Here is a 26820-nt window from a genome sequence, read left to right on the forward strand (position 1 = left end):
CTTGTACTTGGCGCTGTGAATAGCGATAATGTGCGCCCATTTTTTACACCGAAGATGAAGACCATGAACGAATCGAGTAAAACAGCTCTGGAACAAGCTGAGCAGGAAGGCAAATACATTCGCAAAGTGCGTAGCTTTGTAAAACGTGAAGGCCGCCTGACCAAAGGGCAAGCTGCTGCCATTGAGAAATGCTGGGCAACGATGGGCCTGGAGCATGCTCAGGGTCGCCTGGACTTTGCTGAGGTGTTTGGCAATGACAATGATGTTGTGGTCGAGATTGGTTTTGGTATGGGTAAATCGCTGGTAGAAATGGCGAAAAATACACCAGACCAGAATTTTATTGGCATTGAAGTGCACCGCCCTGGTGTTGGTGCCTGCCTGATGGAAGCGGATGAACAAGGTGTCACTAACCTGCGTGTATTCGAACATGATGCAGTCGAAGTACTGGCAGACTGTATTCCAGATGCCAGCCTGGCAAAACTTCAGCTGTTTTTCCCAGATCCCTGGCACAAGAAACGTCACCATAAACGTCGCATCGTTCAGACCGAATTTGTTGAGAAGCTCCGTACTAAATTGCGTATTGGCGGTGTTTTCCATATGGCGACAGACTGGGAAAACTATGCAGAGCATATGCTGGAAGTGATGCAGGCCGCGCCAGGTTTCAAAAACCAGTCCGAAACTAATGACTATGTACCTCGTCCAGATTTTCGCCCATTAACCAAGTTTGAACAACGCGGTCACCGCCTCGGTCATGGCGTCTGGGATCTGATGTTTGAGCGCACGGCCTGACTTGTCATTGCTACCGGGGCATAGCGCCCCGCCTATTCTGGATCTGAGATGCAAAAATTAACCAACCCTAGCTTGCTGTTACTGCGCAATGAAGAAGAGTTGACGGGCCAGCATATTTTGGTGATCAATCACCAGCGTGATGGTTTTCTGTCTGAACTGAAGCAATTAAACCCGCAGGCCGTCATCAGCGCATTTAGTTATGACTTTGCGGATCACCTGGCAGCCGACTCGGTCGCAAATATCAACAGCTATGTGTCACACAGCCTGCCTGTGCTCGATGATTTAGACTTAATCATATACTACTATCCAAAGTCCAAGCCTGAAGCGCAGATGATGTTCGACAATATTCGTGCACTGTGTTCTGAACAGACCCGTTTACTCGTGGTTGGTGAAAATAAAGGCGGGGTTAAGTCAGCGGAAAAGCAGCTGCAAGATAAATGCGAAACACATTACAAACTCGATAGCGCCAAGCATTGTATTTTGTACGAATTTGCTCAACTGCAAACTGAGGCACACTTTGATATTGCCAGCTATCAGCAAACCTTCGCCATTGCGGTTGCAGGGCAACAGTTTGACGCTGTCAGTGTCCCCGGTGTGTTTAATCATGGCAAGCTGGATGTCGGGACCAAACTCCTGCTTGAAAACCTCGATTTGCCAGCCCATGGTAACATGCTCGACTTTGGCTGCGGTGCAGGGATCATTGCCACCTTTGTACTCAATCAGTCACCAAGAATTCGCTTCAGCTGCCTGGATGTCAATGCATTGGCTTTATACGCCTGCGAGCAAACTGTACGCTTAAATGGCCATAAGGTTGAACTGGTACTCAGTGATGGCCTCAAGCAGTTGAAAGGCCGCTTTGATGCCATTATCAGTAACCCGCCTTTTCATACCGGTATAAAAACTGATTATGATATAGCTGAAGGGTTTATCAATAGTGCTACCATGCATATGAACAAAGGTGCCCAGCTGCATATTGTCGCGAATAGCTTCTTAAAGTACCCACCACTTATTGAGGCACGCTTTGGGCATTGCGATACGCAGATAAAAAACACCAAATTTGCTGTTTATCGTGCAATCCTGAACTGATGCAAAGCCAGTTCATGCAAAAGTTGAACTGGCTCCAATCCTATCCTATCGCCATCCCAGCCTTCTTAATACTCTATTTAAAAGAGCAAAGTGCTGAATCGTTTCGTAAAATGTGAGCTTTTTTGTGTTCTATACTGCTAAACTAAGGTGAGTGAATAGCAGGCAAGCGGGATTTGTGGTCTCCCAATGGGTAAATACGCAACAAAAACAAGTATAAGAAAAGTGCTGATCAGTGCCGTCATGCTAGTTACGGCGCTGTCTTTGTCCCTGTCTATCTCAATTTCGACCTACCTCGACGTTAAAAAGCAAAAGCAACTGATCATCAACAAGCTGGAGATGATCGCTGAAATCATTGCGTTTAATGCCCAGGTAACGCTGATTTTCGATGACAGAAAAACCGAAGAAAAGCGTCTAAAATCGTTTGATAAGGTTGATTTGGTCAAGAACATTCACATCTATGCGATTGATGACGTAACGAACAGGCCCGTGTTTTTCACCAGCTACAATGCCAGTAAAACGCCCCCAGTGCCGCTCAAGGTCAATCAAATAGAGGAACTCCGAACACCTAAGATATCTGAAGACTACATTGAGCTTATCCTGCCCGTAGAATACGAAGGTAATATAGAAGGATATGTTTATCTGCGTGGCGGCCTTGAGCACCTGGCAGAATATATAAACAGAAAAATTTTGGTTGATATCGCCTTGACCCTGTTTGTTCTTGTGTTGGTGATGTTTGTCGCCCGGGGGATCCAAAAACGGATCGCCAGCCCCATCGAATCTCTCTCAACCCTGTTGCAGGACGTTTCCAAGAATCACAACTACGCCACTCGGGCTGAGAAAAGTGACATAGAAGAAATCAATATTCTGGCGAACAACCTCAACATCATGCTTACCAGGACGCAAAACCAGCTTGAACGCCATCAGGCCGACAAGCAGGAAATAAAGCAACTCAACCAAAGCCTGGAAGAAAAAGTAAACCAGCGTACGATAGCGCTTAGAGAAGCAAATCAGGAGCTGCTTAACACCCTGGAGCGTATGCACCAGTATCAAAATCAGATTGTTGAAAATGAAAAAATGGCCTCACTTGGCCAAATGGTTGCAGGCGTTGCGCATGAAGTAAATACCCCCATTGGGCTGGGAGTAACCGGCTCAACATTGCTGCGTGATAAACTCAGCGACATAGAAGTTGCCTTCCAGCAAAAAACGCTGACCTCCAAACAGCTGGAACGGTTTATAAAAGAAGGGATCGAGAACCTGGATCTCATTTATCGTAATCTCAACAGAGCGGCCGACCTTATTTCCAGCTTTAAGAAAGTGGCTGTAAGCCAGGATATTGAGATCAATTCAGACGTCAATATCACTAAATTGCTTAACGCCGTTATGGGCGCGATGCGCACTGAGCTGGAACTCAAAGCGCCCCAGATCCATATTGACTGCCCTGAAGACCTCACCATCAGAAGCAAATCTGGCTTGCTGCAACAGGTGTTTGAACAATTGTTTTCAAACTCTCTGCTCCATGGATTTGTAAGTAACGAAAATAACGAAATTGCTATAAAAGTGAACCGTGAAGACCCGCAATTAACGATTGTATACAGCGACAATGGTGTAGGCGTGCCCAATGCGATCAAAAAGCGTATTTTTGATCCATTTGTTACAACAAGGCGGGGAGAAGGTGGCAGTGGTTTAGGTATGCACCTGGTGTATAATTTGGTCACTCAGGCACTAGGGGGAAGCATTACGCTGCAAGAAGACTATAAATCAGGTACTCAATTTGTGATTAGTCTGCCTCTGAAAGGAGGTACACAGTGAGATTAATGTACCTATTTATTTTGTGTTCACTTGCGTTGTTTTCTACATTTAGCTACGCCAAATCGCCCGAGGAAATCCGCTCAGCTTTTTTATATCAGATGGCAAAGTTCATTGATTTTCCAGAGCAAAAAAATAAGAAAACAACTCGTTTTTGTTTTTACGATATCAAAAAAGGTCCAGGTGCTGTTTTATATAGTAATCGTACCTTAAAAATACGCTTAAAGCCGATAGAAATAATCGAAGTGAAAAAGTCTGAGTCGTTGCGGGAACTTTCCCAGCGATGTGATATCACATACATTGATGAAACAATGGAAGATGATATACTCTCCGCTTGGACCGATACAATGGCCCTAAGTATGGTAACTGTGGGCGAAAGTATCGAATTTTTGGAAGGGGGTGGGATTGCGTCCTTGGTCCAGGAAGGGAGTAAGATAAGGCTGTATATAAACAAGCAAGAAGTCACTCAGCACAACTTTAAAGTGCTTTCTCGGTTGCTTGCCGTCTCCAAGTTTTATCCTAACTGATTTTACTTGTTAACAATTGAATATACTCCTATAATCGTTAACATTCGGTTTTATTATATAACGCCGAAGATTTTGTAAATACAATATTCCGAAAAGGTTAATTAATAATGCAAACGCCAGTCATTCTAATTGTTGAGGATGAAGACGTAACTCGACTGAACCTCGTTAGTTTATTTGAAGCCGAAGGTTATAAGGTAATTGAAGCCATAGATGGCGATGATATGCATGAAAAATTGACATCTAACGATGATGTCAACTGTGTAATCATGGATATTAACCTGCCAGGCAAAAATGGCCTTATCCTGGCCCGTGAGTTACGCCAGAAGAAAAACATCGGCCTAATTTTCTTAACCGGCCGTGACAACGATGTCGACCGTATTCTTGGTCTTGAAATCGGTGCCGACGACTACGTAACTAAGCCTTTCAATCCACGAGAGCTTACAATTCGCGTGCGTAACCTGATCTCTCGTACCGGCTCAAACCCGGAAGAGTCCAGCATTGATAGCAATGGCGTCATCACCTTTAACGGTTGGGAGCTGGATGAGAATAGCCGCTGTCTGACTTCTCCAACAGGTGAGTCAAAACGCTTACCTAAAGGCGAGTATCGCGCGTTGCGCCTGATGCTTGACTCACCAGGTCGTATCTTTAGCCGTGAGCAGCTTATTAAGCATATGACAGGTCGTGAGTTGCGTGCAAACGACAGAACAGTTGACGTGACTATTCGTCGTATTCGTAAGCACTTTGAAACCGACAACAACACTCCTGAACTGATCAGCACCATTCATGGTGAGGGCTACCGCTTCATTGGGAAGATCGATAGCCAGTAAGTTTGCGTTACGAGTTTTCAGCGAGTTTTGCAATTAATGAGTGAAGGGCAGTTTGCCCTTCTCTTATTTTCATTTCCAGCTCTGCCAGCCAGTCCGCACGTTGTGCCATACTTGCTTCTTCACCCTCAAGCTCCATTGTCTTTGCATGTAGCTGAACATTTTGCAGCCCAACTGAGCCTGCAGCGCCTTTTAATTTGTGAGCGACAGAGACATAAGTCTCGGTATCATCTCCCTGATTCGCTTCATCAAGCTCATTACAGTATGTCGGGTTAAGTCGCGCAAACAAGTCACAACTGCGCTTAAATGCTTCAATGCCCATAGATGAAACAAAGTCGGTGATGGTTTCAACATCGAGCAGGGCTTGCTCCTGCTCACTCAATTGCAGTGGCTCAGCTTCTGGTGAGGATTGTTTATCCTTGCTTGCTTCAATACCAAACAACTCTGCAAGCATTTTGTCCAGTTTGGTCGTATTGATGGGCTTGGCCAGCGCCCCCTGAATATTAATGCCCTGTAATTCCTGCTCTGCGCTGCGCACATTCGCTGTCAGAGCGACAATAGGCAGCTCGTCAAAGTGGCTATCGGAGCGAACCTGCCTTGCTACTTCATCACCATTAATATCTGGCAACTGCATGTCTAGCAGGATAAGGTCTAGTTCGTCTTCAGTTTCGACCATGGACAGCGCATCTTCTCCGGTTTCTGCCCAGATGACTTCATGCCCACGTTGCTCCAGCAAGTTTGTCGCTATCTCGGCGTTGAGCGGCACATCCTCAACCAACAGGATATAAAGGCTGCGCCCTGCATAGCTTTGCTCATTCGGTGCAGCACACAGCTCCAACGGCAACTCAACATCAAAGCGACTTCCCTCTCCTTGCATACTGCTTACATGAATTGTCCCTCTCATGGCGTGCACCAGAGCTTTTGTCACAGCCAAACCTATGCCCGAACCTATGGCATTATTGCCACTGGCATCAGGCGCTTTATAGTACATATCGAAAATCCGTTCCTGCTGATCAGATGGGATCCCCATGCCCGTATCAATCACACTGATCGACAACCAGGGACCGTCTTCACGGTTCTCACGGCGACACTCAAGCGTCACGCCACCCCGGTGCGTAAATTTTACTGCATTGTTGATCAGGTTCCACAACACCTGACGCAGCCGGGTTGGATCCAATAAAGCATGAATATCCAGCAAGCCTGTACGTTTAATGTTGAACTCAAGGCCCTTTTGCTCTGCAATAAGACCCGCAAAGTTCACTACATCATTGATAAAGTCCGAGACATTAATGCTGTCTGTCGCAATATCCAGTTGTTCCCTGTCTATCTTGTCCAGGTCAATAATATCATTGAAGATATTACCCAAAGTTTCAGCACTGGAAAAAACGGTGTTGCACCAGCTCTTTTGCTGCTTTGTCAACTCGGTATCGAGCAACATACGGGTCAGTCCGACAATACCATTGAGCGGTGTACGAAGCTCATGGCTCAATGTGGCAATAAATTTCCCTTTGTCTTTGTACGCTGTTTCAAGCGCCTGCTCCGCTTCTTTACGGCTGGTGATATCACGTCCAAACGCCAGCAGCCCGATATATTGCCCATCGTCATTTATGAAGGGCAGCTTACGCATCTCAAACCAACAGTTTTCATTGGCGACAGGATACTCGACATCGACATTGATAGATTGCTGGGTCTCAATAACGTGCTCATCGGTTTGCAGCACCTCAGGAATGTCTTGCTCACCAAACACCTGCTGTACCGTATGTCCGATGAGTTCTTCGCTGGTTTTACCAATGACTTGTTCGAATTTCTTGTTGCACCCGGCAAACACCCCGCGCTCGTCACGGTAGTAAAACAAATCGGGGGAAGAATCCACAATACTGCGCAACAGCATACTTTGCTGCGCCAGCTCTTGCTCAGCTTTACGGCGCTCCGAAATCTCTTTACGTAGCTCTGCAATCGCCCTGTGCTTGGCATGCAACGCCATTTTCCGCTCATCGATTTCATTATTTAGCCGGTTGATATTGTCTTTGAGGGTCTGATTGAGCAACTTTTCCTGCTGCGTGGCTGATTCGAGATACTCCTTTGAAGCATCAAGCTGGCGCATTGCATAGATGGCAACAGAAAGCAGCAATGGCGAGGTCAAGGCCGCAAACAATACAACGGACAGCACATTGACCAGTGTCACTTCACCAAGTGCGACGTAATAAAACATGCACGCCAACACCAGAGACACGATCAGCACAAATGCATAGGCGACAATACCCGCCCAACGGTCCCCGTAGTTCCTAATCAAATTTGATAAAATTCGGGCCCAGGTCCCAAATGAAGAATCAAGCATAATAAAATCACCTAGTTAACTTCTACATTATACCTGACCCAAACACAGAAGCGAGTGACCAAAAGTCGCAAGCGACATTGCACAAACCAAAATAACCCCGCCAGCTCCCGTATTCAGGGTCTTTCATCGGTGTTTAGAAAGTCGACTTAAGCGTATGATTTTTTGCACACTTGGGCGATTTTTTTACCAGATAATTTCCAATGGGCTCGGCAAGTTGTGACATTTTGGTGTAACATGCCTCCCCCTTATAGTCGTGATTAAGAGAGTTCAAATGCCAACTTCAATGCCTGACATTGCACATTCTGCTGACGCCTTACAAGAAGGTAAGCTGGACTGGGTAGGAATGGGAAATATCGAGCTGCCTTTATTGTTATCCAGCAAAGGGTTGAATGACACACCTGTGACTGCCAAAGCAGACGCATTTGTCAGCCTGGACAGGAAAGATGCCAAAGGCATTCATATGTCACGACTATTTTTGGCACTCGACGAATTGTCGTGTGAACAGAGACTTTCTCCGAGCTCTATTCGTGCGGTGCTGGACAGTTTTATCACCAGCCACGAAGGCCTGAGCCAAAGCGCCAAAGTCACCTTTAATTTCGAATTACCTTTGCGTCGTGCTTCATTACTGAGTGGTAAGCAAGGTTGGAAAAATTACCCGGTTATTATCACAGCTACCCTGCAGGACGGCCAGTTTAACCTGGAGTTAGCCGTTGATGTTACGTATTCATCCACCTGCCCCTGCTCGGCCGCTCTGGCTCGCCAGCTAATCCAAAACGCTTTTGAGCAAAAATTTGCCGGTCAGTCTCTCGACCATGCCAGTGTACATGCCTGGTTAGGTACAACCGAGGGAATTTTAGCCACACCACACTCACAACGCTCAGTGACTAACATCAAAGTAAAACTGGATGAGCACTGTCAGGAGTTTGACATACTGGGTTTAGTGGACCTGGTGGAAGATGAATTGAAAACGCCAGTTCAGGCAGCGGTTAAACGTGAAGATGAGCAGGAGTTTGCCCGCCTTAATGGCCAAAACCTGATGTTCTGTGAAGATGCTGCCAGAAAACTTAAGGCCTTGTTTGAGCAAGAAAACTATCAGGACTACTATATAAAAATAAACCATTATGAGTCGCTGCATGCACACGATGCGGTCGCTTATGCAGTAAAAGGGTTGAAGGACGGTTATCGCATCTAATCCTTCGAGATGCTTTTGGCATCATTTAAGCTCGGTGACAACCAGCCGCCGAGCACACCACCTCATTATCTTCATCAAAAATCACTTTAGGCACACTCTTTGCTTAATAATCACCAAGTCAAATTGTTGTCGTGGAGTGATTTATGGAACTAACATTACTATCTATTCTGGCGCTGGTCGTTATTGCTTCCATTGTTATTTCAAAGTATACGGATACCGGCGGTAACCCCTATCCGTTTAATCGAAAAGAGTCTGTATTTACAACAGTAGAGGCCTCGTTCCTGCAGCTGTTAGAGCGTTCAGTGGGTGACAAGTTTAAAGTTGTGAGCCGGGTCAAGCTGATCGAGATCATCGAGTGCAAACCTGGCTTGTCTAAAAAGGCGCGTCGCTCAGCCATCACCAAAGCGCAAAACAAACAGCTTGATTATGTATTGGTTGATAAAGAAACCCTGAATATTGTTGCCGCAGTTGATCTGGTTAATAACGCCAACAAAAACGGCCACAAAGCGCAGAAAGACTGGTTTGTTAGCGGGGCTCTGGAATCCGCCGGTATTCCACACATTCGTATGAAGGTCAAAAGTGGTTATAAAAGTGCAGAAGTGCGTGCTGCAATCCTGTTCAAACTGGGTAAAAAGCCAGAACCACAAAGCAAGCCGCGTAATCGTAATTACAAGCCTGCGGTACTCTCACCCTCTCAGGCCAAAGCCGCCGCCACTCAGTTAGCCGAGATATAGCCAAGCCTATTTGCTGTCACCCATTATATGGGCTGACAGCAAAACCCTTTCCCCACCTAACTCCATATTCTCAGCACCCATTTATGATATATAATGAGCAGCACTGTTAAAAAATAAGAGAAGACTATGAAAGTAGGCATTATTGGCGCCATGGAACAGGAAGTCACTATCCTGCGTGGCGCAATGAAAAACACGCAAACCGCAACCAAGGGTGGGTTTACTTTTTACCATGGTGAACTGGGTGGTCATGAAGTCACGCTGGTTCAGTCTGGTATCGGTAAAGTCGCTGCAACCGTTGCTACCACTTTGCTTATCGACAACTATACGCCGGATTGTGTGATCAACACAGGCTCTGCCGGCGGTTTCGATCCCGAACTCAATGTCGGCGATGTGGTGATCTCTTCAGAAGTAAAACACCACGATGTAGACGTTACCGCATTTGGCTATGAACTGGGTCAGGTTCCTCAAATGCCGGCAGGTTACAGCGCGCATTCGGCTCTGGTTGATGCAGCTCAGCAAAGTGTTGGCGAATTGGCAGATATTCAGACGAAAGTTGGTCTTATCTGTACTGGTGATTCCTTCATGTGCGATCCCGTACGTATCGATAAGACGCGTCAGGATTTCCCTGAAATGCTTGCCGTTGAAATGGAAGGTGCAGCAATCGCGCAAGCTTGCCATGTGTTAAACACCCCTTTTGTTGTGATCCGTTCATTGTCTGATATCGCGGGCAAAGAGTCGCCACAATCGTTCGAGGCTTACCTGGAAATTGCCTCAGTGAACTCCTCAAAGCTGGTAACAGCCCTGCTGGCTAAGCTGGATCAGGTTTCGCTCTAAGGTGTTAACTGAACAATTGCAAGCCCATACGGGCTTGCTGATATTTCTACTGGCTACACTCAGCGCAATAGGATTCAGAACCTCCAGCCTGTATCACCCCAATGTGCTTATGACCTTGTTGTTTGCGAATCTCGCACAGAAAGTCTGCCGACCAAAAGCCTCTGCGGGTTATCAATTGCTATCCGGAAGTCTCGCATTTGTACTGCCAATCCTGACCATGTTGATATTACTCGCCACACTCGGCTATTTGTCTTTCTACCCCCAGTGGCTTGGTGGCCTGGTACTGTTTCTTTGTCTTGATATCCAACATGAGCGCCGTGCAAAGCGTATTGCCATCTTAGTAAAACAACAACAAAAGGCCGCCGCGCGTCAGTTGCTGAGTGCCATGGTCAAACGGGATGTCGAGCAGCTCTCTGCCATGGGCATTTGCAAGGCTTGCCTGGATAGTCTGGCACTGCGGGGGATCAGACACTTTTATGTGGTGATTATCTTCTATCTTATTGGTGGACCTTTGCTGGCCCTGAGCTATAAACTGATGCTACTGTGTGATCAGGCCTGGCGCAGCAAGATGAGACCAGATGCGTCGTTTATGAAGCCTCTGCAAGTGTGTCTGACGGTATTTGAATGGTTACCCGTAAGGGCGTTAGTCCTAATGATGGCGCTGACACAAAACCTCAATAAAACACTCCATTACCTCAGGCATTATGGCCAGTTTTATCGACCCGGTAACTCGGGCTGGATTTTGACGTTATTCTCGGCGAGTCTGAACACACAACTGGCGGGGCCGCGCTTTTATCAGCAACAGCGCTTTGACAATATGCGCATTGGCAGCGATACCCCTCCTGAACCCGAGACCATTGCACTGATGCTGAAGTTACTGGCGACCATGCGCTGGTTTTTCCTTTGCGCCCTGTGTTTATGCTGGCTAACCGTTAATATTCTGACTCATTAAAAAAAGGCGACCAGATGGTTCGCCTTTTTCATGTTCATATTCGCTTGTTCAGCTCGTCGAATTATTCAACGCTGATTTTAGCGAATTTGCGTTTACCAACCTGATAAATCGCCGTGGAGCCTTTTTCCACACTCAGTTTAGAGTCGGTGACTTTCTCTTCACCATTAAGTTTAACCGCGCCTTGTTTGATCATCCGCATTGCTTCTGAGGTACTGGCTACCAGGCCTGCTTCTTTCAGTACATTGGTAATGAAAGTCGCTGATTCCGCGATGGTAATGGTCACTTCAGGAATATCATCTGGCAGTGCATTTTTCTGGAAGCGCTTGATAAAGTCCTGATGCGCTGCCTCGGCATCCGCTTCACTGTGGAAACGTGCAATCATTTCTTTGGCAAACTCGATTTTAATGTCTCGTGGGTTGCGACCACCAGCTACTTCTTCTTTCAAGCCTGCAATCTCTTCCAGAGATTTAGCACTGAGCAACTCATAGTAGCGCCACATCAGCTCATCAGAAATCGACATCACTTTACCAAACATATCGTTTGGTGCATCTGTGATACCAATGTAGTTACCCAAAGACTTAGACATCTTCTGCACACCATCGGTACCTTCAAGCAACGGCATCATCAGCACAGTCTGCGGCTTCTGGCCTTCTTCTTTTTGTAACTCCCTGCCCATCAGCAGGTTAAAGCGTTGATCGGTACCACCCAACTCAACATCCGCTTCAAGCGCTACCGAGTCCCACCCCTGAACCAGAGGGTAAAGAAATTCATGGATGGCGATTGACTGACCGCCGGCGTAACGCTTTTTGAAATCATCACGTTCCAGCATACGGGCAACTGTTTGACGTGCTGCAAGCTTGATCATGCCCGCACTGCCTAATTTCTCCATCCACTCGGAATTGAACGCCACAGTGGTTTTAGCTGGATCCAGGATCTTAAACACTTGCTCTTTATAGGTTTCAGCATTGGCCAGAACATCGTCACGTGTAAGTGGCTTACGCGTGACATTTTTGCCAGTCGGATCGCCAATCATGCCAGTGAAATCACCGATCAGGAAAATGACCTCATGGCCTAAGTCTTGGAAAGTTTTTAGCTTGTTGATAAGGACAGTATGGCCCAGGTGCAGATCTGGCGCTGTTGGATCAAAACCGGCTTTGATCCGCAACTTTTTACCAGACTTCAGTCTTTCTTTTAAATCTTCTTCAATCAGAATCTCTTCAGCACCACGCTTTATCTCTGCTAGTGCCGTTTCTATGTCCACAGTTGTCACGCCAACCTCACTCCAACAATTTAATCAGTTAATCGCCCGATTTTAGCTTATATTCGGGGCAGTTTAAATGTATAAAAGACTGGTATTTGCGCATTATTACGTATATGCTGCACTATTATTTGCAATAATTCTTGACAGCGGAAAAGGCACGTTATGGTACATGCAGTGCACAAACTCCCAAAAAAACACAAGTTGCTGATCCTGGGCTTGCTGTCAGCAATGGTCGCTATTGCACTCATCCCATCTGAGAAGGCAACAGCCTCCCGTGATCACGACAAAAGCGCGCTCGAAGTTGGCAAAAGATACGAACTGCCACTCAACGTCGGTGAGCAACAACCTGAACTCACCGAACTCAGTGAAGCGCCTGCCGACATAGCAGAGCCGATTGTCCCTGAAACTATCCAGTACGACTTCAAAGATCATCAGGTCCGCAACGGCGATAGTCTGGCAGTAATTTTCAAACGTGCCGGCTATTCGGCACAGACGCTTCATAACCTCGTCAATACCAACGCTGAAACACGTAAACTGACCAAGATACACCCTGGTGAGGTACTCAGTTTTGCCAGCGATGAGCAAGGTGAATTGCTGCAGCTTAAATATGTGCTCTCAAAAACAGATACTCTGTTGGTAAGTCGGACCGATGAAGGTAATTACGCTACACGCATAGAAAGCAAAGAAATTGAAACGGTTGAAAAATCAGCCGGTGGTGAGATCAAGTCCAGTTTCTGGACAGCCGGTATTACCGCTGGCTTATCGGAGCGCCAGATCATGAACTTTGCTCATATTTTCGGCTGGGATGTCGACTTCGCCAATGACATCCGCAAGGGCGACCGTTTTACATTGATATATGAATCACACTTTGTTGACGGTGAAGAAATTGGCACGGGTAAAATTATCGCTGCTGAATTCATCAATCAGGGAGAGCGATATACAGCAGTTCGTCACTCTGACGGTGACTTTTATACCCCTGAAGGGCGCAGCATGAAGAAAGCCTTCCTGCGTGCCCCGGTTGATTTCAAGTATATTAGTTCTAATTTCAACCCTCGCCGCTTGCATCCGGTAACCGGTCGCGTGTCGGCACACCGCGGAATTGATTATGCAGCCAGAACAGGCACCCCAGTAGTGTCGGCTGGTAATGGTAAAGTCATTAAATCGGGCTACAACCGCCTGAATGGTAATTATGTGTTTATTCAGCATGGCAGCCAGTATGTGACTAAGTACTTGCACTTGCATAAGCGTCACGTTAAGCAGGGTCAGAAGGTCAAACAGGGCCAGAAGATAGGTACCGTCGGTGCTACCGGCCGGGTGACTGGTGCTCACCTTCACTATGAGTTTTTGGTGAATGGCGTACATCGCAATCCACGTACGGTTAAACTGCCAAAGTCACAGCCTTTACCAGCTGCTGAACTGGCAACGTTTAAGCCTCTGGCGCAGCAAATGCTGGCAAAGCTGGAGCGTAATCGCGAACTGATGCTGGCACTGAATGACTAATACCAAACAGCTAAACAAAAAAGCCACCGTCAGGTGGCTTTTTTATTGACTGAAAGTCAGACTAAGAGCCACTTACTTTCAGGTTTAAGAATTTTTCGAGGCCCTCAGGATCCGCTGCCAGCATCTGAACTTGCTGAGAAAAAGCGTTAAAGTTCATGGCTTCATCCACAAACACCTCTACCTTCAAAGCATTTAGCCCAGTGGCAAAGCCAGTGATCCCTTGTTTGACGGCATCAGAAACCGGCACCTGAGCAAGTTGCATTGTCAGCATTTGCTGAAATTGCTCTTTCGTCAGTCCTTTGCTGGTGAGTAATTCTGTAACTAATAGTTCCAGCTTTGGTTGCCCGTCAACGGCAAAGGTCAGCTTCTGTGGCTCCAGGGATTGTATTGCAGAAAGTAGCTTACTTTGCATTTGCAATTCCTGCTCCAGGGTCATCTCTGACCCCTGTTGCTGCATCTCAAGCGATGTACTCATCAACTCAGCACTATTGCCAAGATCAAAGTTAAATTCAAGACCAACAACACCCGCAGCCTCAACCGCCGATTTAAACTGACTGTTGCCAGTTTGCTCATCGTAACGCATGGATGAAGTGAGTGCGAAGTGAGTCCCAGCCAAAGCTGTGGATTGCTGCTCAAGTTCTGCCGCAATCGCCGGGCTTAAGGTCACATTAGTCAGCTTCACTTCGGTAAAGTCACTCACTGTGTCTGCTTCATAGCCCTGCAAACTGAATTCACCTATGTTCAGCAGCGCCTGCTGATCTATCGCATCTTTGACCACCAGGGACTGCACTTTGACAGTATCAGTAAACAGGTTGTACGAAGACCCCTGATACTCGATTAGCATGTCTGACTGCTCTGCAAATTGGCTGATCTGCTGCTCAATAACAAGTTCAGCCTGCTGATTGGCATAGAGATGAGCACCAACAACAGCAGCTGACATTACACCACCGAGTGCCAGCATGATCGTAGATTTTTTCATTTTTTTGAGTTTCCTTTAAAACAAGGCTTCAAGTGCATCACTGAGGCTGGCAACGGCAACGACCTCCATACCCTCAATGGCATCCTTTGGTTTATTTGCGATGGGTACAATAGCACGTTTGAAGCCATGTTTCGCGGCTTCGCGCAGTCTTTCCTGACCACTGGGTACCGGACGGATCTCACCACCTAAACCGACTTCACCGAATACCACCATCTGGCGCTCCAGCGCATGATTCTTAAAGCTGGACACCAGCGCGGCGATTAGCGCAAGGTCGGCACTGGTTTCAGACACCTTAACCCCGCCCACCACGTTCACAAACACATCCTGATCCGCTACCTGCAGACCACCATGACGATGCAACACCGCCAGTAGCATAGCCAATCGGTTTTGCTCCAGACCGACCGTCACACGCCGCGGATTGGCCAGTTGAGAGTAATCCACCAGAGCCTGCACTTCCACCAACAATGGCCGGGTGCCTTCCCAGATCACCATCACCAGAGAGCCAGGTGTTTGTTCTTCTCCGCGATTGAGGAAAATAGCAGAAGGGTTACTGACTTCTTTTAGGCCCTGCCCTGTCATCGCAAAGACCCCGAGCTCATTCACGGCACCGAATCGGTTCTTGTTGCCACGCAGAGTTCTGAAACGACTGTCACTACTGCCTTCAAGCAAAATGGAGCAGTCTATACAGTGTTCCAATACTTTAGGTCCGGCCAGTGACCCGTCTTTGGTCACATGGCCTACCATAATAATGGCAACCTGATTTTGCTTTGCAAAGCGAGTCAGATAGGCTGCACTCTCTCGTACCTGAGAAACGCTGCCAGGCGCAGACTGTACGTCGCTCATGTGCATGACCTGAATCGAGTCAATGACCATAATGGCCGGCTTTTCGCGTAATGCCAGTTGGCAGATACTCTCAACATTTGTTTCAGCGAGTGTACGTAATTTATTGGTTGGCAGGCCCAGTCGCTTTGCACGCATGGCAACTTGTTGCAGAGATTCTTCGCCCGTTACATATAAGGTCGACATGGTCTCGGCAAGCAAACACATGGTCTGCAACAGCAAGGTACTCTTACCAGCACCTGGTTCACCACCAATCAAAATGGCGCTGCCAGGCACGACACCGCCGCCCAGTACGCGATCGAACTCTTTGAATCCAGTGGTAAATCTAGGCAGAGATTCGAGATTAACTTCGTCCAGCGTCTGAACCTTAGCTTCAACGACACCGGCATAGCCGGCCATAGTACCGGCTCGTGGTGCAGCTTTCACAGAAGGGACTCTGAACTCAGTAATTGTATTCCAGGCTTTACATTCAGAACATTGCCCTTGCCATCGAGCAAATTCCGCTCCACAATCACTACAGACAAATGCGGTTTTCTTTTTTCCCATAAAAATCAAGGCATAGTTATTGCTTAAATTAAAACTCAATTAAGCTTAGTTCAACAGTAAGCGTTAATACTGACATAAATTTGGCAAAGGCTAAAACAATAACCGGGTAAGATCTGCTGATTTAAAATGTGTACCTATGGCTGAAGATAAATTACAACAATACCAAGACTTAATAGATGAATTAAAGATTGATCTCGGCGATCCTAATTTTGACTTTATCTTCAAGCAAAAAACGGCGCAACTCAGTAAGCCTGATCAGTTCTTGCTGAAAATGGAAATGACCCGGCTGTCACAACCCGTTGCCCGCTTTATTGATCTGCGCGGTCAGGTTTCCGGTCAAGTAAAACCCTACGAGTACGAAGGTAAGCAGCATTTTATGGACGATGTTGCTATTCGGGTGTTCGAACAGGAGGTCGCCCGATATGGCGGCTACACCTTAGCCGTATACGAAGCGGTCATGAACACCGACAATAATTTTAAGGTGATGCAGAAGCAGGCTGCCCAGCAGCAGGATGAAGATGTCACCGGGCTGGACGTCTCTCAGGCAACCCAATATATTCGCTTTGCTTCTTATGAAAGCCGTATCGAAGAGCGGATGAACTACTCAATCAAAATCACCGTCGAGTTTGGTAACCAACGGCTGGCCAATGCCAGTACATCGGACATCTCTCTCAGCGGTGCCAAAATCAAATTGGCACCAAACTATCACCTGCATAAAGGCGATCTGGTGTCACTAAGACTGGTGGGGCTGGAGCAAGATTTTGAGTTGGGCCTGAAAAGCGGGATCCAATACGAGGTCGTCGCCGTTGAACCAGTATCCAATGAGTATAATCATGTTCGCCTCAAGCGTACGTTTGTGGAGAACAACAGCGGCTTTGATGACTTCCTGCAAAGCTTTATTCATGGCAACAAACGACGCTATAAAATCAATCTGGATAATACAATGGATGCCGTCGTGTGCAAGGGGTATGAACAATACTACCTTCCACGCGTCAATTCCCTGTTCATATTCTTCAGCCAGGCCAATACCATGCTCTACCCGAGCCTGGTCCTGACAAATGAAAACAATGCACATATCAACTACTACTTTGAGGATGAACGCAAGACGTCTTCCCTTTATAGCGTGTTTAATCAGCAACGTCTGGATATGTTACTGCAGCGCCCGGAACCCGTAAAAGAAGCTTTTTGCTACACCTTCACGCATGGAAAGAACGGTAAGATCTACTTTTACTCTGCCTTTGACTGGGAGCTGAAAAAGTCTGCGGAGTTGCGTGATTTGTTTATGGGCTTTGGTAGCCAAAAAGACAGCTGGCGGATTTTTAAAGTGCAGCTCATGCCCAGTCATCATGAGGATGCTTTTATTCCTCTGTCCCTGCCATCCAGTGCCGGGAAGAATGTAGAAAAGCTCAATAAGCGCCCCACCCCCCGTGTGCAGGGACTAATTGAGAACGTTAAGTATCTGATGACTCTCAGTGATATTACCACTGAGCAGCAAACCGCTTACTATCAGGCATTGCAATACCCCAAAGAGCAGGTCAACCAAATCAAGCAGTTTGGTCACGGCAAGGCTAAAGTGCCGCCCCCGCTCGAAGTGGTGGCCCTTGAGTATGTTAATCTGCGTTCGCACAAACGCTATTTATATAAAACCGCAGCCACGGTTGTGCCAGACGACGGACAAGCTTTACACGGCTACACCCGAGATTTTTCCGTAATGGGTTTACAGGTCGCGCTGGAAGAAGCCACAACGTTACAGAAAGGGGATATTGTACACCTCGACTTACCTGAGTTGCAGAAAATCACCAAGCAACACAATCTGACAAAACTCAGATATGAGGTGATGGCTGTCAATAAGGCAAAAACCATCATTAACCTCAAGGTGAATATTCTCAGCAATGTGCAACACACGGCCATCACGTTTTTCAAGATCCTGATTGAAAGCAATAAAAATAAGCTTCAGCCCTGTGAAGAAGCACCAAGGATCCCCGGTCTGTCCCATGCACTGCGCAATATGGTGACCAAGAGTATTTGTCAGTTCCCTTTGTATCTACACAAAGCGGCGGCCCATTTTAGAATTGGCGCAATAGGCCAGGGGCTCTACCCGACGGCACTTCATACAATTTTGCTCTCTGAAGTGATCCATCATAACCATCAGGAATATGTCCAGACCCATGGCCTGTTACCCAGTGACTTCACTGGTGAATATCTGAGTGAACGGCTACGCAAGCAATCACGTCAGGACAAACCTCTGCAATACACAGTATTTTTACGTTTTGACCCACACGCTAAAGAACTGAAAGACGCGCTGAAAAGCCAATGTGTGGCAGCTGGTGAGTCGCTTGAGCCCTTGTTCTTATTCATCAAGCGTGCATTGAAAAAAGAGCTGCTGTTTGTGTTTCATTTGTATATATCCAAAACAGGACGCCCTGATATGGACTATCTGGCCAACGAGCTAAGATATGTCAGCCATTATGCGATACATAAAGCAAAGGGGCTCGAAGAAGCATTATGGAATGTGGCTGGAGTCTGTGACCTGATAGACATCACAGAACAAATCTTGCCGACCCTGGATGTAGATCAAAACCAGCTGGATGTGATGTCAGAGCGCAAAAAAGCCTGGTTAGCTAATCAACCAGGTACCTGACAGACCTGCACTGTCAGGTACTGTATATGCCTAGCTCAAGCCGCCAAACAAAGTCAGTAAGGCAGTCAGTACTAAAAAGAAAAGGATGTTACGTTTAACCAAACGCATCATACAGGTTGCTTCGTAAGTACAGCCAAAAAACTGCTGCTCTATCTGTTCAGCAGCCAGTGCAATGTCACTCACCACTCGCCGGTTAGACGTCTCAAAGTCGAGCAGGTATTTGAGCCAACACCCGGTGCCCTGGGTAAAGTTGCCTATGATCAGGTAGCCAAAACTGGCTATTCTGGCAGGCAACCAGTCAAGCCAAAATAGTAACTGGGAGAAGCGCTGTGTATGCGTGTCCAGTGTACTGCGTACCAGTGCCACCTGAGCGGGCATATCCTCTTCCTGACGCTCAGTCAGTGTGCTGACCAAAGAGCGCGCTGTTGCATATAACACGGCACCCGGTGCGCCCAATACAACAAACCAGAACATGACCGCGCAGTAATGCTGAAAATTAATCCACACTAAGGTTTGTCCGAACGTTTCGCCATTGCGTTCAGTTTCCGTACGCTCTTGTCCCATTTGTAATGCATAGAGCGTAACCGCCTCGGAATCACCCCGAGTCAATGCGTTGAGGTAGCCTTTGTACAGCCTGCGATAGCGTCCGCACCCAAAGCACACCAGCAATATCAGTACGTTCAACACTAACTGAAATAAGACAAAATCAGAGAGATGGAATACCACAGCAGTCAGCACTGCCGGTATGACAAACCAGATCATCACACCCAGATCAGAGCCCAAAACGCCCTTGTTGCTTAGCTGTTTTTTACTCCAGGTCAGGTACTTCGCTATATAGAAGTCAATCTGCCAATGTTCTGAGCGGGCGCCTAAACGCTCGATCACTAAAGCAATTATGATAGAAATTAACATCATGTCCGCTACTCTTATGTTATCAACGCAAAATATTTATCCCAATCGAACGCCACTCCGGGATCGCTCTTTCTGCCAGGTGCGATATCACTGTGGCCTACAATACGCTCTTTGGTCAGCTCTGGGAGCCTCTGTTGTAACCACACAGTGAGCTTAGCCAACGCCTGATATTGCGCCTCGGTATAAGCGGAAGTGTCTGTGCCCTCCAGCTCAACACCGATGCTAAAATCATTGCAGTTCTCTTGCCCGGCAAATTCAGAAACACCTGCATGCCAGGCCCGTTTATCAAATGGAACATACTGAACAACTGTGCCATCACGACGGATCACACAATGTGCGGACACCCTTACACCACGCAGTGACTCGAAACTAGGGTGTGCCTGGCAGTCCAGTGTCCCCATAAATAAATTGTCTATATGATCACCACCATATTCACCTTCAGGCAATGAAATGCAATGGATCACCAGTAGCGAAGGCTGACACGCTGCCGGACGCTCATTGTAATGTGGTGAATGCCGTTGCAGTGCACCACAAAGCCAATTTAACTGCATGAATAGAACCACTTAGCTAATCAATATTGTTATTACCTTAGCAAGTTTGCCATGCTTTCACTATGTTATTTTGACAGCCAAACCTGAGTAGCTGGAAGCTGACCCTGATAAACGACGTTGTCATTAACGGACTTAACGCAGTAGAATTAGGTTATTGAATAACAAAGCCAAGATAGCCCATGTTAAATGAACAGCTCACCCAGCTTGTTAAGCTGGCACTTGATGAAGACCTGAATAACCAAAACGCCACAGAGGGCGATATTACCGCCGCCCTGATCCCAGCCTCACAGCAGGCTCAAGCTTACGTGATCACACGTGAAGAGTGCATTTTTTGCGGCAAAGACCTGATCCTTGAGGTGTTCAGACAAGTTGATCCCAGTGTTCAGGTAAATGTACTGGTCGCTGACGGAGACAGGTTGCAGCCAAATCAACGTATTTTTGAAGCAACAGGCAGCGCGCGCGCTATCCTCACAGCAGAACGCACCGCACTGAATTTTGTTCAGACCCTCTCTGGCACGGCCACTTCTACAGCACATTATGTCGCGGCATTAGCGAATACTAACACTCAGCTGCTGGACACTCGTAAAACCATCCCGGGTCTGCGCGCTTTGCAAAAATATGCCGTTACCTGTGGTGGAGGCAAAAACCATCGTATCGGGCTGTTTGATGCTTTCCTGATCAAAGAAAACCACATTGCCGCCTGCGGCGGAATTGACAAAGCCGTTGCACAAGCCAGACATAACCATCCGGACAAACCGGTAGAGGTTGAGGTTGAGAACCTGGATGAGCTGCAGCAAGCGCTTGCAGCCGGTGCCGATATCATCATGCTTGATAACTTTACCGTTGAAGACATTCAAATTGCCGTTAAACATACTGCTGGTAGAGCTAAGCTGGAGGTGTCGGGTAATATGACCTTAGATAAACTGGCGACGTATGCGCAAGCGGGAGTTGACTACATTTCCAGCGGCGCATTGACGAAACACCTCCAGAGTATAGACTTATCTATGCGCTTTGAGTAACAGGTGTAACGGCTTTGTAAGAAAATACAGAGCCGGTTCGTTGACAAGGTCAAGAAAACTCTTTTTAATACGAACAAATAATTAGCATATAAATTATTTGTGTTCTTGATTTAATGCCAGCGCACCGTATTAACAGCTGTTATATATAGGTGTAGACACCACGGATGATCGCAGGCGAACAGAAAAAGACCTAAACTGTCATAGTAATGTAGTAGACTATAAAGGACTATTCATTATCATTGACTAGGCCAAAGTAATGACAATCTACTTTGATTTACAACAAATTGGCGATAAGAAGAACGACCTATACTGGGTCTAAACTCTGAGAGCACAGATTTAATAAACCCCTGGTGTGAGTGGTTGCTGGCATCGGGTCTAACATCCCTTAGGAGACACATCATGACGCAAAGACAACAGGGTGGTTTTACCCTTATCGAATTAATGATTGTAATCGCAATCATTGGTATTCTTGCTGCCGTTGCACTGCCGGCATACCAGGATTACATCAACCGCTCAAAAGCATCAGAGCTGTTAGCCGCATCGACTATGCCTAAAGCCTGTGCGACAGAAACTGCTCAAATCGGCGGCAACCCGGCTGTCTGTGACGACGACTTCGACGGCACTCAGTATGTATCCGCCCTGACAGTAAGCGCTGCGGGCCTGATCACTATCACAGGTCAGGCTGACATGGCAGGTCTGGTTGTGACTCTAACGCCAATCAATGGTGCAGACAGTGAAGCTGCAGAAGCCGGTGACTTCACCGCTGGTTTCCAGATTGCCAGCTGGCAATGTAACGGCTCTGTAAGTGGTAACGCACAAGCGAGCTGGTTACCTGCAAGCTGTACGACTAACTAATAGTTAGCGCTCAATTATGCAAGAGGGGTTCTCCCTCTTGCAGACTCATCGCATATGAATCAACCCGACAAAAATTCTGCCAAAGTCGATACCTTTATCTGGGTCGGCGTCAGCGCCCGTGGCAAACGCCTGCAGGGCGAACTCACCGGGACCAGTGTAGCGCTAGTAAAAGCGCAACTTCGCAAACAGGGTATCACCCCCTCTAAAGTTAAACGCAAACCAAAGCCTTTGTTTGGTTTGAGCAGTACCCAAAAAATCACCCCGAAAGACATTGCTGTTGTCACCCGACAAATTGCAACTATGCTGACCGCAGGTGTGGCTTTGGTACAGGCACTAGATATGATTGCGTCCGGGGCGAAAAATAAAAGTGTCAGTAAGCTGATCACTCACATCGCAGACGAAGTCAAAGCAGGTCAGCCGCTGGCAAAATCGCTGCGCAGCCACCCAAAGTATTTTGATGAATTATATTGTGACCTGGTTGAATCGGGCGAACAGTCCGGTGCATTAGATCGTATTTTCGACCGGGTGGCGTTATACAAAGAAAAAGCCGAAGCACTGAAGTCAAAGATCAAAAAAGCCATGTTTTACCCCATAGCGGTGTTGTCAGTTGCCCTGATCGTGACCTCCATTTTATTGATTTTTGTTGTGCCTCAGTTTGAAGAGATTTTTACCGGCTTTGGGGCTGAATTACCCGGCTTTACCCTGATGGTGTTAGGTATTTCTGAATTTATGCAGGAATACTGGTGGCTGTTCCTCATTGGGCTGGGCGGAAGTGGCTACGCCTATAAAGAAGCACTACAACGCAGTGCCGCCGTGCGCCACTTTAACGACCGCATGGTGCTGCAGATCCCGGCAATTGGTGAGATCCTGAAAAAAGCAGCGGTTGCTCGCTATGCCAGAACTTTGTCGACCACCTTTGCCGCGGGTGTTCCCCTGGTAAATGCGTTGGAATCTGCCGCAGGTGCATCCGGCAACATTATCTATAAGAACGCTATTTTAGACATCAAAGGCGAAGTCAGCTCGGGTAATCAGATGAACTGGGCAATGCGCAACTCCAGAATTTTTCCCGACATGGTCGTACAGATGGTGGCCATTGGTGAAGAGTCCGGTGCACTTGACAGCATGCTGGCAAAAGTCGCCAGTATTTATGAGCAGGAAGTAGATGACGCCGTCGATGGGTTATCATCACTGCTTGAACCTATGATCATGGTGATCCTGGGCGTACTGGTTGGCGGCTTGATTGTTGCTATGTATTTGCCTATATTCCAGCTCGGCACCGTCATTTAACAATAAAAAAGACTCTATTATGCAAGAAGTTTGGCACCTCATGGAGCAGCAAACCTGGTTTTGGTTGCTGACCGTCGCTCTGACCAGCCTATGTATAGGCAGCTTTCTGAACGTCGTAATTTATCGTTTACCCATCATGATGCAACGCGGCTGGCAGGCAGAATGCAGAGTGATTTTATCCCAGGAGCCTGAGCAGCCTGAGCCTGCACGCTTTAACCTGATGACGCCGGGCTCCACCTGTCCTAAGTGTGAGAATAAAATTAAAGTTCATCACAATATCCCCCTACTCAGCTGGTTATTCTTGAAAGGGAAATGCGCATACTGCGATACACCTATTGCCAAACGTTATCCACTTATCGAATTACTCACAGGGGTTGCGTCAGTCTGGCTGGCCTGGCATTTTTCCGCAACACCACAGGCACTTGTCTACTTACTTGTGACTTGGGTACTCATCGCCCTGATTTTTATCGACATTGACCATATGTTACTACCCGATCAGCTGACCTTGCCCTTACTCTGGTTTGCGCTGCTGGCCGCCGTATTTGGTATAACCGTCACGCCTTCCCAAGCTATCATTGGCGCGGCTGTCGGCTATTTGAGCCTGTGGAGTATTTACTGGGCTTTTAAGTTACTAACAGGAAAAGAAGGGATGGGGTTTGGTGATTTTAAACTGCTGGCGGTATTTGGCGCGCTCATGGGATGGCAGTCCTTATTGCTGATTGTGTTGTTGTCCAGTGTCGTCGGTGCCGTGATCGGTGCCACTCAGCTTGCCATGCAAGGAAAAGACAAAGCCACACCTATCCCATTTGGCCCTTACCTCGCCATTGCCGGCTGGCTGACCTTGTTATATGGTGAGCAGATCAGTCGCTGGTACTTTTCGCTATTAGGAGCTTGATGCGATGGCTAAATGGATCTTAGGCTTAACAGGCGGAATTGGCGCCGGTAAAACAACGGTATCCGATTTTCTGAACCGGTTAGGAATTGTCGTTGTGGATGCAGATATTGTCGCAAGAGAAGTTGTTGAGCCTGGTAGCGACGGGTTGGCGGCTATTGTTGAGCATTTTGGAGAGCAGATACTGACAGCAGAAGGCACGCTAGACCGCCAGGCCTTACGCAATACCATTTTTAGCGATGAAAAGGAAAAACTCTGGCTGAATAGCCTATTGCACCCGATGATCAGGGAGCAATTATTAGCCCAGTTAAACCGCGCCCAGAGCGACTATGTCATTCTGTCTGCTCCCTTATTATTTGAAAACGGGCTTGAACAATACTGCGACAAAACGCTGCTTGTCGATGTGCCTGTCGAAGTCCAGATTGCGCGAACCTGTAAAAGAGACAATAGTCCGCAGCAGCAGGTTGAGCGCATCATAGAGGCACAAATGAGCAGAGCCGACAAACGCGACAAGGCCGATTTTATTCTCGACAACCACCAACCTATCGAAGCAATGCACAAACAACTGAGCGCATTGCATCAAACCTTTTTACAACAGGCTGCGGCAAATCATGCTTGATATGCGTTGAACAGACTCTGGCATAGCCCGGATCGTCATCAATTCTCTACCCGCATCTATGCATTTTTGCTACATTTAGTGTAACTCGTTGAAGTCTTAAGAGCATTATGGAACATCACTCGCCATTACTGAGAAAGTTTATTACCCTTGGCAAACTCACTGCTGAGCAGGTTAAAGCCAAACAAGCCGATGCCCATTCCACCGCTGAACTTATTTGTCTGTGCAGCGGCATGAGTAGTCAGGAAATGGCCGAACAATGCCTGGATCTTTTCAGAGTCCCCTACTTCGATCTGAGCGGTTTTGATATTACTCAGGTACCAAAAGAGCTGGTTAAGGAAAAGCTGATCCGCCAGCACCACCTGCTGCCGCTGGTTAAAAAGGACAGAAAGCTCTTCATTGCCACGTCAGATCCAACAGACTACGGGGCATTTGAAAACTTTGAGTTCAGCACAGGTTTGCAGTGCGAGGTTGTCGTCGTAGATTACAAACTGCTCGATCAAAAAATCGATCAGCTCTTTGATGACAATAGTAGCCTGAGCCTGAGTGAAGACGAGTTTAAGGAATTCGCCAGCCTGGATGTCGAAGATGAACCCAAGACACAGAACACAGACGAAGAAAAAGATGATGCTCCAATCATTGTCTATATCAATAAGATTTTGATGGATGCGATAAAAAAAGGGGCCTCGGATCTCCACTTTGAACCCTATGAAAAAAAGTATCGGGTACGTTTTCGTATCGATGGCTTGCTACATGAAATGGCCAGTCCCCCTCACGCATTATCCAGCCGCTTATCAGCTCGTATCAAAGTTATGTCGCATCTGGATATTGCAGAGAAGCGCAAGCCACAGGATGGCCGTATTAAACTGAAAATCTCGGAGCGCAAGAGTATTGATTTTCGTGTCAGTACACTGCCAACCATGTGGGGCGAAAAGATTGTAATGCGGATCCTGGACTCATCCGCAGCAAAACTGGGGATCGATGCCCTGGGGTATGAAGCTGACCAAAAAGACATGTATCTCAATGCCCTGGAACAACCGCAAGGGATGATACTGGTCACGGGCCCAACCGGTTCGGGTAAAACGGTTTCTCTTTATACTGGTCTGAATATACTTAATAAACCAGAGCGCAATATCAGCACCGCGGAAGATCCTGTGGAAATCAACCTCGAAGGGATCAACCAGGTTCAAATTAATACCAAAGCCGATATGACCTTTGCCAACGCACTGCGGGCATTCCTGCGTCAGGACCCCGATGTCGTTATGGTTGGTGAGATCCGGGATCTGGAAACGGCCGAGATTGCCATCAAAGCTGCACAAACAGGTCACCTGGTGATGAGTACTCTACACACCAATTCGGCTTCTGAAACCCTGACCCGACTGCTCAACATGGGTGTCCCCGCCTATAACGTGGCAAGCTCAGTGAGCCTTATCATTGCACAGCGTCTGGCCCGGCGTCTTTGCCCTAAATGCAAGGAGCCAGAAGATCTGCCAGCAGAAGAATTGCAACGCCAGGGTTTTAGCGAGGAGCAGATAAAAAATATGACAGTCTATTCACCCAAAGGGTGCGATCACTGTACTGATGGCTATAAAGGCCGGGTGGGCATTTACGAAGTGATGAAAATTACACCAGAGATCTCTCACGCTATCATGGATGGCGGAAACTCTCTGGAAATCGCGGAGCTGGCTGCCAAGCAGGGCTTTGCGAACCTAAGACAATCCGGACTTAAAAAAGCAGCAGATGGGATCACCTCACTGGCGGAAGTGAACCGGGTAACCAACTACTAAATCCCGGCTCCCCCGTGACTGTGTGAGAGCTGCACAGTACAATAGAGTAAAA

23 protein-coding genes are annotated in these 26820 nt (G+C 47.3%); 17 read left to right on the top strand and 6 right to left on the bottom strand.

Annotation, left to right across the window (positions count from 1 at the left end; genetic code table 11):
* Window positions 1-63: 63 nt before the first annotated feature.
* From trmB to arcA, 5 genes are all read left to right on the top strand, one after another.
* Window positions 64-789 (top strand): tRNA (guanosine(46)-N7)-methyltransferase TrmB, encoded by a 726-nt coding sequence (gene trmB, locus ACXAH1_RS00470; protein WP_475192909.1) that lies wholly within the window; start codon window positions 64-66, stop codon window positions 787-789.
* 48 nt (window positions 790-837) lie between these two features.
* Complete coding sequence (locus ACXAH1_RS00475; RefSeq protein ID WP_475192912.1) at window positions 838-1875, top strand: methyltransferase; 1038 nt, start codon at window positions 838-840, stop codon at window positions 1873-1875.
* A gap of 186 nt (window positions 1876-2061) precedes the next feature.
* Complete coding sequence (locus tag ACXAH1_RS00480; RefSeq protein ID WP_475192913.1) at window positions 2062-3684, top strand: sensor histidine kinase; 1623 nt, start codon at window positions 2062-2064, stop codon at window positions 3682-3684.
* 5 nt (window positions 3685-3689) lie between these two features.
* Window positions 3690-4208, top strand: a complete 519-nt coding sequence (locus ACXAH1_RS00485) for a YfiR family protein (protein ID WP_253046981.1) — start codon at window positions 3690-3692, stop codon at window positions 4206-4208.
* Between the two features lie 107 nt (window positions 4209-4315).
* Entirely contained in the window at window positions 4316-5035 is a 720-nt protein-coding gene (gene arcA, locus ACXAH1_RS00490; RefSeq protein WP_253046787.1) for a two-component system response regulator ArcA, read from the top strand.
* 7 nt (window positions 5036-5042) lie between these two features.
* Here the strand turns inward: arcA and arcB are convergent, their stop codons facing one another.
* A complete protein-coding gene (arcB, locus tag ACXAH1_RS00495; RefSeq protein WP_475192917.1) occupies window positions 5043-7370 on the bottom strand; it encodes an aerobic respiration two-component sensor histidine kinase ArcB in 2328 nt (775 codons plus the stop codon).
* 271 nt (window positions 7371-7641) lie between these two features.
* On the opposite strand from arcB, the gene folE2 reads away from it, so the two are divergent.
* The 4 genes from folE2 to ACXAH1_RS00515 all read left to right on the top strand — a co-directional run bounded on the left by folE2 (window position 7642) and on the right by ACXAH1_RS00515 (window position 11082).
* Entirely contained in the window at window positions 7642-8562 is a 921-nt protein-coding gene (gene folE2, locus ACXAH1_RS00500) for a GTP cyclohydrolase FolE2 (RefSeq protein WP_475192919.1), read from the top strand.
* A gap of 143 nt (window positions 8563-8705) precedes the next feature.
* Complete coding sequence (locus tag ACXAH1_RS00505; protein WP_054014739.1) at window positions 8706-9296, top strand: DUF2726 domain-containing protein; 591 nt, start codon at window positions 8706-8708, stop codon at window positions 9294-9296.
* A 126-nt stretch (window positions 9297-9422) separates the two neighbouring features.
* Entirely contained in the window at window positions 9423-10130 is a 708-nt protein-coding gene (gene mtnN, locus ACXAH1_RS00510; protein WP_138545356.1) for a 5'-methylthioadenosine/S-adenosylhomocysteine nucleosidase, read from the top strand.
* A gap of 1 nt (window position 10131) precedes the next feature.
* Window positions 10132-11082 carry a cobalamin biosynthesis protein CobD/CbiB gene (locus ACXAH1_RS00515; protein WP_475192921.1) on the top strand — a complete coding sequence of 317 codons (951 nt, stop codon included), beginning with the start codon at window positions 10132-10134 and terminating at the stop codon, window positions 11080-11082.
* 61 nt (window positions 11083-11143) lie between these two features.
* Here ACXAH1_RS00515 and tyrS read toward each other — a convergent pair whose 3' ends face one another.
* Window positions 11144-12343 (bottom strand): tyrosine--tRNA ligase, encoded by a 1200-nt coding sequence (gene tyrS, locus ACXAH1_RS00520; protein ID WP_054014985.1) that lies wholly within the window; start codon window positions 12341-12343, stop codon window positions 11144-11146.
* A gap of 162 nt (window positions 12344-12505) precedes the next feature.
* Between tyrS and ACXAH1_RS00525 the strand changes: the two genes are divergently transcribed.
* Window positions 12506-13843 carry a peptidoglycan DD-metalloendopeptidase family protein gene (locus tag ACXAH1_RS00525; protein WP_475192923.1) on the top strand — a complete coding sequence of 446 codons (1338 nt, stop codon included), beginning with the start codon at window positions 12506-12508 and terminating at the stop codon, window positions 13841-13843.
* Window positions 13844-13904: 61 nt separating this feature from the next.
* On the opposite strand, the gene ACXAH1_RS00530 is transcribed toward ACXAH1_RS00525, so the two are convergent.
* Window positions 13905-14822: a hypothetical protein gene (locus tag ACXAH1_RS00530; RefSeq protein ID WP_475192925.1), complete on the bottom strand. Its 918-nt coding sequence runs from the start codon at window positions 14820-14822 to the stop codon at window positions 13905-13907.
* Window positions 14823-14837: 15 nt separating this feature from the next.
* Window positions 14838-16208, bottom strand: a complete 1371-nt coding sequence (gene radA, locus ACXAH1_RS00535) for a DNA repair protein RadA (protein WP_054014744.1) — start codon at window positions 16206-16208, stop codon at window positions 14838-14840.
* Between the two features lie 136 nt (window positions 16209-16344).
* Here radA and ACXAH1_RS00540 point away from each other — a divergent pair, with 136 nt between their 5' ends.
* Complete coding sequence (locus ACXAH1_RS00540; RefSeq protein WP_475192928.1) at window positions 16345-18849, top strand: PilZ domain-containing protein; 2505 nt, start codon at window positions 16345-16347, stop codon at window positions 18847-18849.
* A gap of 30 nt (window positions 18850-18879) precedes the next feature.
* Here the strand turns inward: ACXAH1_RS00540 and ampE are convergent, their stop codons facing one another.
* Together ampE and ampD are read right to left on the bottom strand one after the other, a co-directional pair.
* Entirely contained in the window at window positions 18880-19764 is an 885-nt protein-coding gene (gene ampE, locus ACXAH1_RS00545) for a beta-lactamase regulator AmpE (protein WP_253046764.1), read from the bottom strand.
* A gap of 11 nt (window positions 19765-19775) precedes the next feature.
* A complete protein-coding gene (ampD, locus tag ACXAH1_RS00550) occupies window positions 19776-20312 on the bottom strand; it encodes a 1,6-anhydro-N-acetylmuramyl-L-alanine amidase AmpD (RefSeq protein ID WP_253046760.1) in 537 nt (178 codons plus the stop codon).
* A 179-nt stretch (window positions 20313-20491) separates the two neighbouring features.
* Between ampD and nadC the strand changes: the two genes are divergently transcribed.
* From nadC to pilB, 6 genes are all read left to right on the top strand, one after another.
* The gene (gene nadC, locus ACXAH1_RS00555; protein WP_475192931.1) at window positions 20492-21331 is read left to right on the top strand and encodes a carboxylating nicotinate-nucleotide diphosphorylase; all 840 of its coding nucleotides are present in this window, start codon (window positions 20492-20494) and stop codon (window positions 21329-21331) included.
* Between the two features lie 399 nt (window positions 21332-21730).
* Entirely contained in the window at window positions 21731-22186 is a 456-nt protein-coding gene (locus tag ACXAH1_RS00560) for a pilin (RefSeq protein ID WP_475192932.1), read from the top strand.
* A gap of 54 nt (window positions 22187-22240) precedes the next feature.
* Window positions 22241-23473, top strand: coding sequence for a type II secretion system F family protein (locus ACXAH1_RS00565; RefSeq protein ID WP_138545347.1), 1233 nt, complete (start codon window positions 22241-22243; stop codon window positions 23471-23473).
* A 19-nt stretch (window positions 23474-23492) separates the two neighbouring features.
* Complete coding sequence (locus ACXAH1_RS00570; protein ID WP_475192935.1) at window positions 23493-24368, top strand: prepilin peptidase; 876 nt, start codon at window positions 23493-23495, stop codon at window positions 24366-24368.
* Between the two features lie 4 nt (window positions 24369-24372).
* Window positions 24373-24984 carry a dephospho-CoA kinase gene (gene coaE, locus ACXAH1_RS00575; RefSeq protein ID WP_475192937.1) on the top strand — a complete coding sequence of 204 codons (612 nt, stop codon included), beginning with the start codon at window positions 24373-24375 and terminating at the stop codon, window positions 24982-24984.
* A 107-nt stretch (window positions 24985-25091) separates the two neighbouring features.
* Entirely contained in the window at window positions 25092-26768 is a 1677-nt protein-coding gene (gene pilB / locus ACXAH1_RS00580) for a type IV-A pilus assembly ATPase PilB (RefSeq protein WP_138545344.1), read from the top strand.
* The last annotated feature ends 52 nt before the right edge of the window (window positions 26769-26820 follow it).

It is taken from the genome of Pseudoalteromonas sp. AWH4_217 (genome assembly GCF_056161105.1).

What these genes read in the sequence shown, in the direction of transcription:
- ACXAH1_RS00505 (WP_054014739.1), top strand. Translation starts at nt 8,706, where the DNA reads ATGGAACTAACATTACTATCTATTCTGGCGCTGGTCGTTATTGCTTCC.
- ACXAH1_RS00540 (WP_475192928.1), top strand. Translation starts at nt 16,345, where the DNA reads ATGGCTGAAGATAAATTACAACAATACCAAGACTTAATAGATGAATTA.
- arcA (WP_253046787.1), top strand. Translation starts at nt 4,316, where the DNA reads ATGCAAACGCCAGTCATTCTAATTGTTGAGGATGAAGACGTAACTCGA.
- radA (WP_054014744.1), bottom strand. Translation starts at nt 16,208, where the DNA reads ATGGGAAAAAAGAAAACCGCATTTGTCTGTAGTGATTGTGGAGCGGAA.
- ACXAH1_RS00560 (WP_475192932.1), top strand. Translation starts at nt 21,731, where the DNA reads ATGACGCAAAGACAACAGGGTGGTTTTACCCTTATCGAATTAATGATT.
- ACXAH1_RS00530 (WP_475192925.1), bottom strand. Translation starts at nt 14,822, where the DNA reads ATGAAAAAATCTACGATCATGCTGGCACTCGGTGGTGTAATGTCAGCT.
- mtnN (WP_138545356.1), top strand. Translation starts at nt 9,423, where the DNA reads ATGAAAGTAGGCATTATTGGCGCCATGGAACAGGAAGTCACTATCCTG.
- ampD (WP_253046760.1), bottom strand. Translation starts at nt 20,312, where the DNA reads ATGCAGTTAAATTGGCTTTGTGGTGCACTGCAACGGCATTCACCACAT.
- ACXAH1_RS00525 (WP_475192923.1), top strand. Translation starts at nt 12,506, where the DNA reads ATGGTACATGCAGTGCACAAACTCCCAAAAAAACACAAGTTGCTGATC.
- ACXAH1_RS00570 (WP_475192935.1), top strand. Translation starts at nt 23,493, where the DNA reads ATGCAAGAAGTTTGGCACCTCATGGAGCAGCAAACCTGGTTTTGGTTG.
- trmB (WP_475192909.1), top strand. Translation starts at nt 64, where the DNA reads ATGAACGAATCGAGTAAAACAGCTCTGGAACAAGCTGAGCAGGAAGGC.
- coaE (WP_475192937.1), top strand. Translation starts at nt 24,373, where the DNA reads ATGGCTAAATGGATCTTAGGCTTAACAGGCGGAATTGGCGCCGGTAAA.
- arcB (WP_475192917.1), bottom strand. Translation starts at nt 7,370, where the DNA reads ATGCTTGATTCTTCATTTGGGACCTGGGCCCGAATTTTATCAAATTTG.
- folE2 (WP_475192919.1), top strand. Translation starts at nt 7,642, where the DNA reads ATGCCAACTTCAATGCCTGACATTGCACATTCTGCTGACGCCTTACAA.
- nadC (WP_475192931.1), top strand. Translation starts at nt 20,492, where the DNA reads ATGTTAAATGAACAGCTCACCCAGCTTGTTAAGCTGGCACTTGATGAA.
- ACXAH1_RS00475 (WP_475192912.1), top strand. Translation starts at nt 838, where the DNA reads ATGCAAAAATTAACCAACCCTAGCTTGCTGTTACTGCGCAATGAAGAA.
- ACXAH1_RS00485 (WP_253046981.1), top strand. Translation starts at nt 3,690, where the DNA reads ATGTACCTATTTATTTTGTGTTCACTTGCGTTGTTTTCTACATTTAGC.
- ACXAH1_RS00565 (WP_138545347.1), top strand. Translation starts at nt 22,241, where the DNA reads ATGAATCAACCCGACAAAAATTCTGCCAAAGTCGATACCTTTATCTGG.
- ampE (WP_253046764.1), bottom strand. Translation starts at nt 19,764, where the DNA reads ATGATGTTAATTTCTATCATAATTGCTTTAGTGATCGAGCGTTTAGGC.
- ACXAH1_RS00480 (WP_475192913.1), top strand. Translation starts at nt 2,062, where the DNA reads ATGGGTAAATACGCAACAAAAACAAGTATAAGAAAAGTGCTGATCAGT.
- pilB (WP_138545344.1), top strand. Translation starts at nt 25,092, where the DNA reads ATGGAACATCACTCGCCATTACTGAGAAAGTTTATTACCCTTGGCAAA.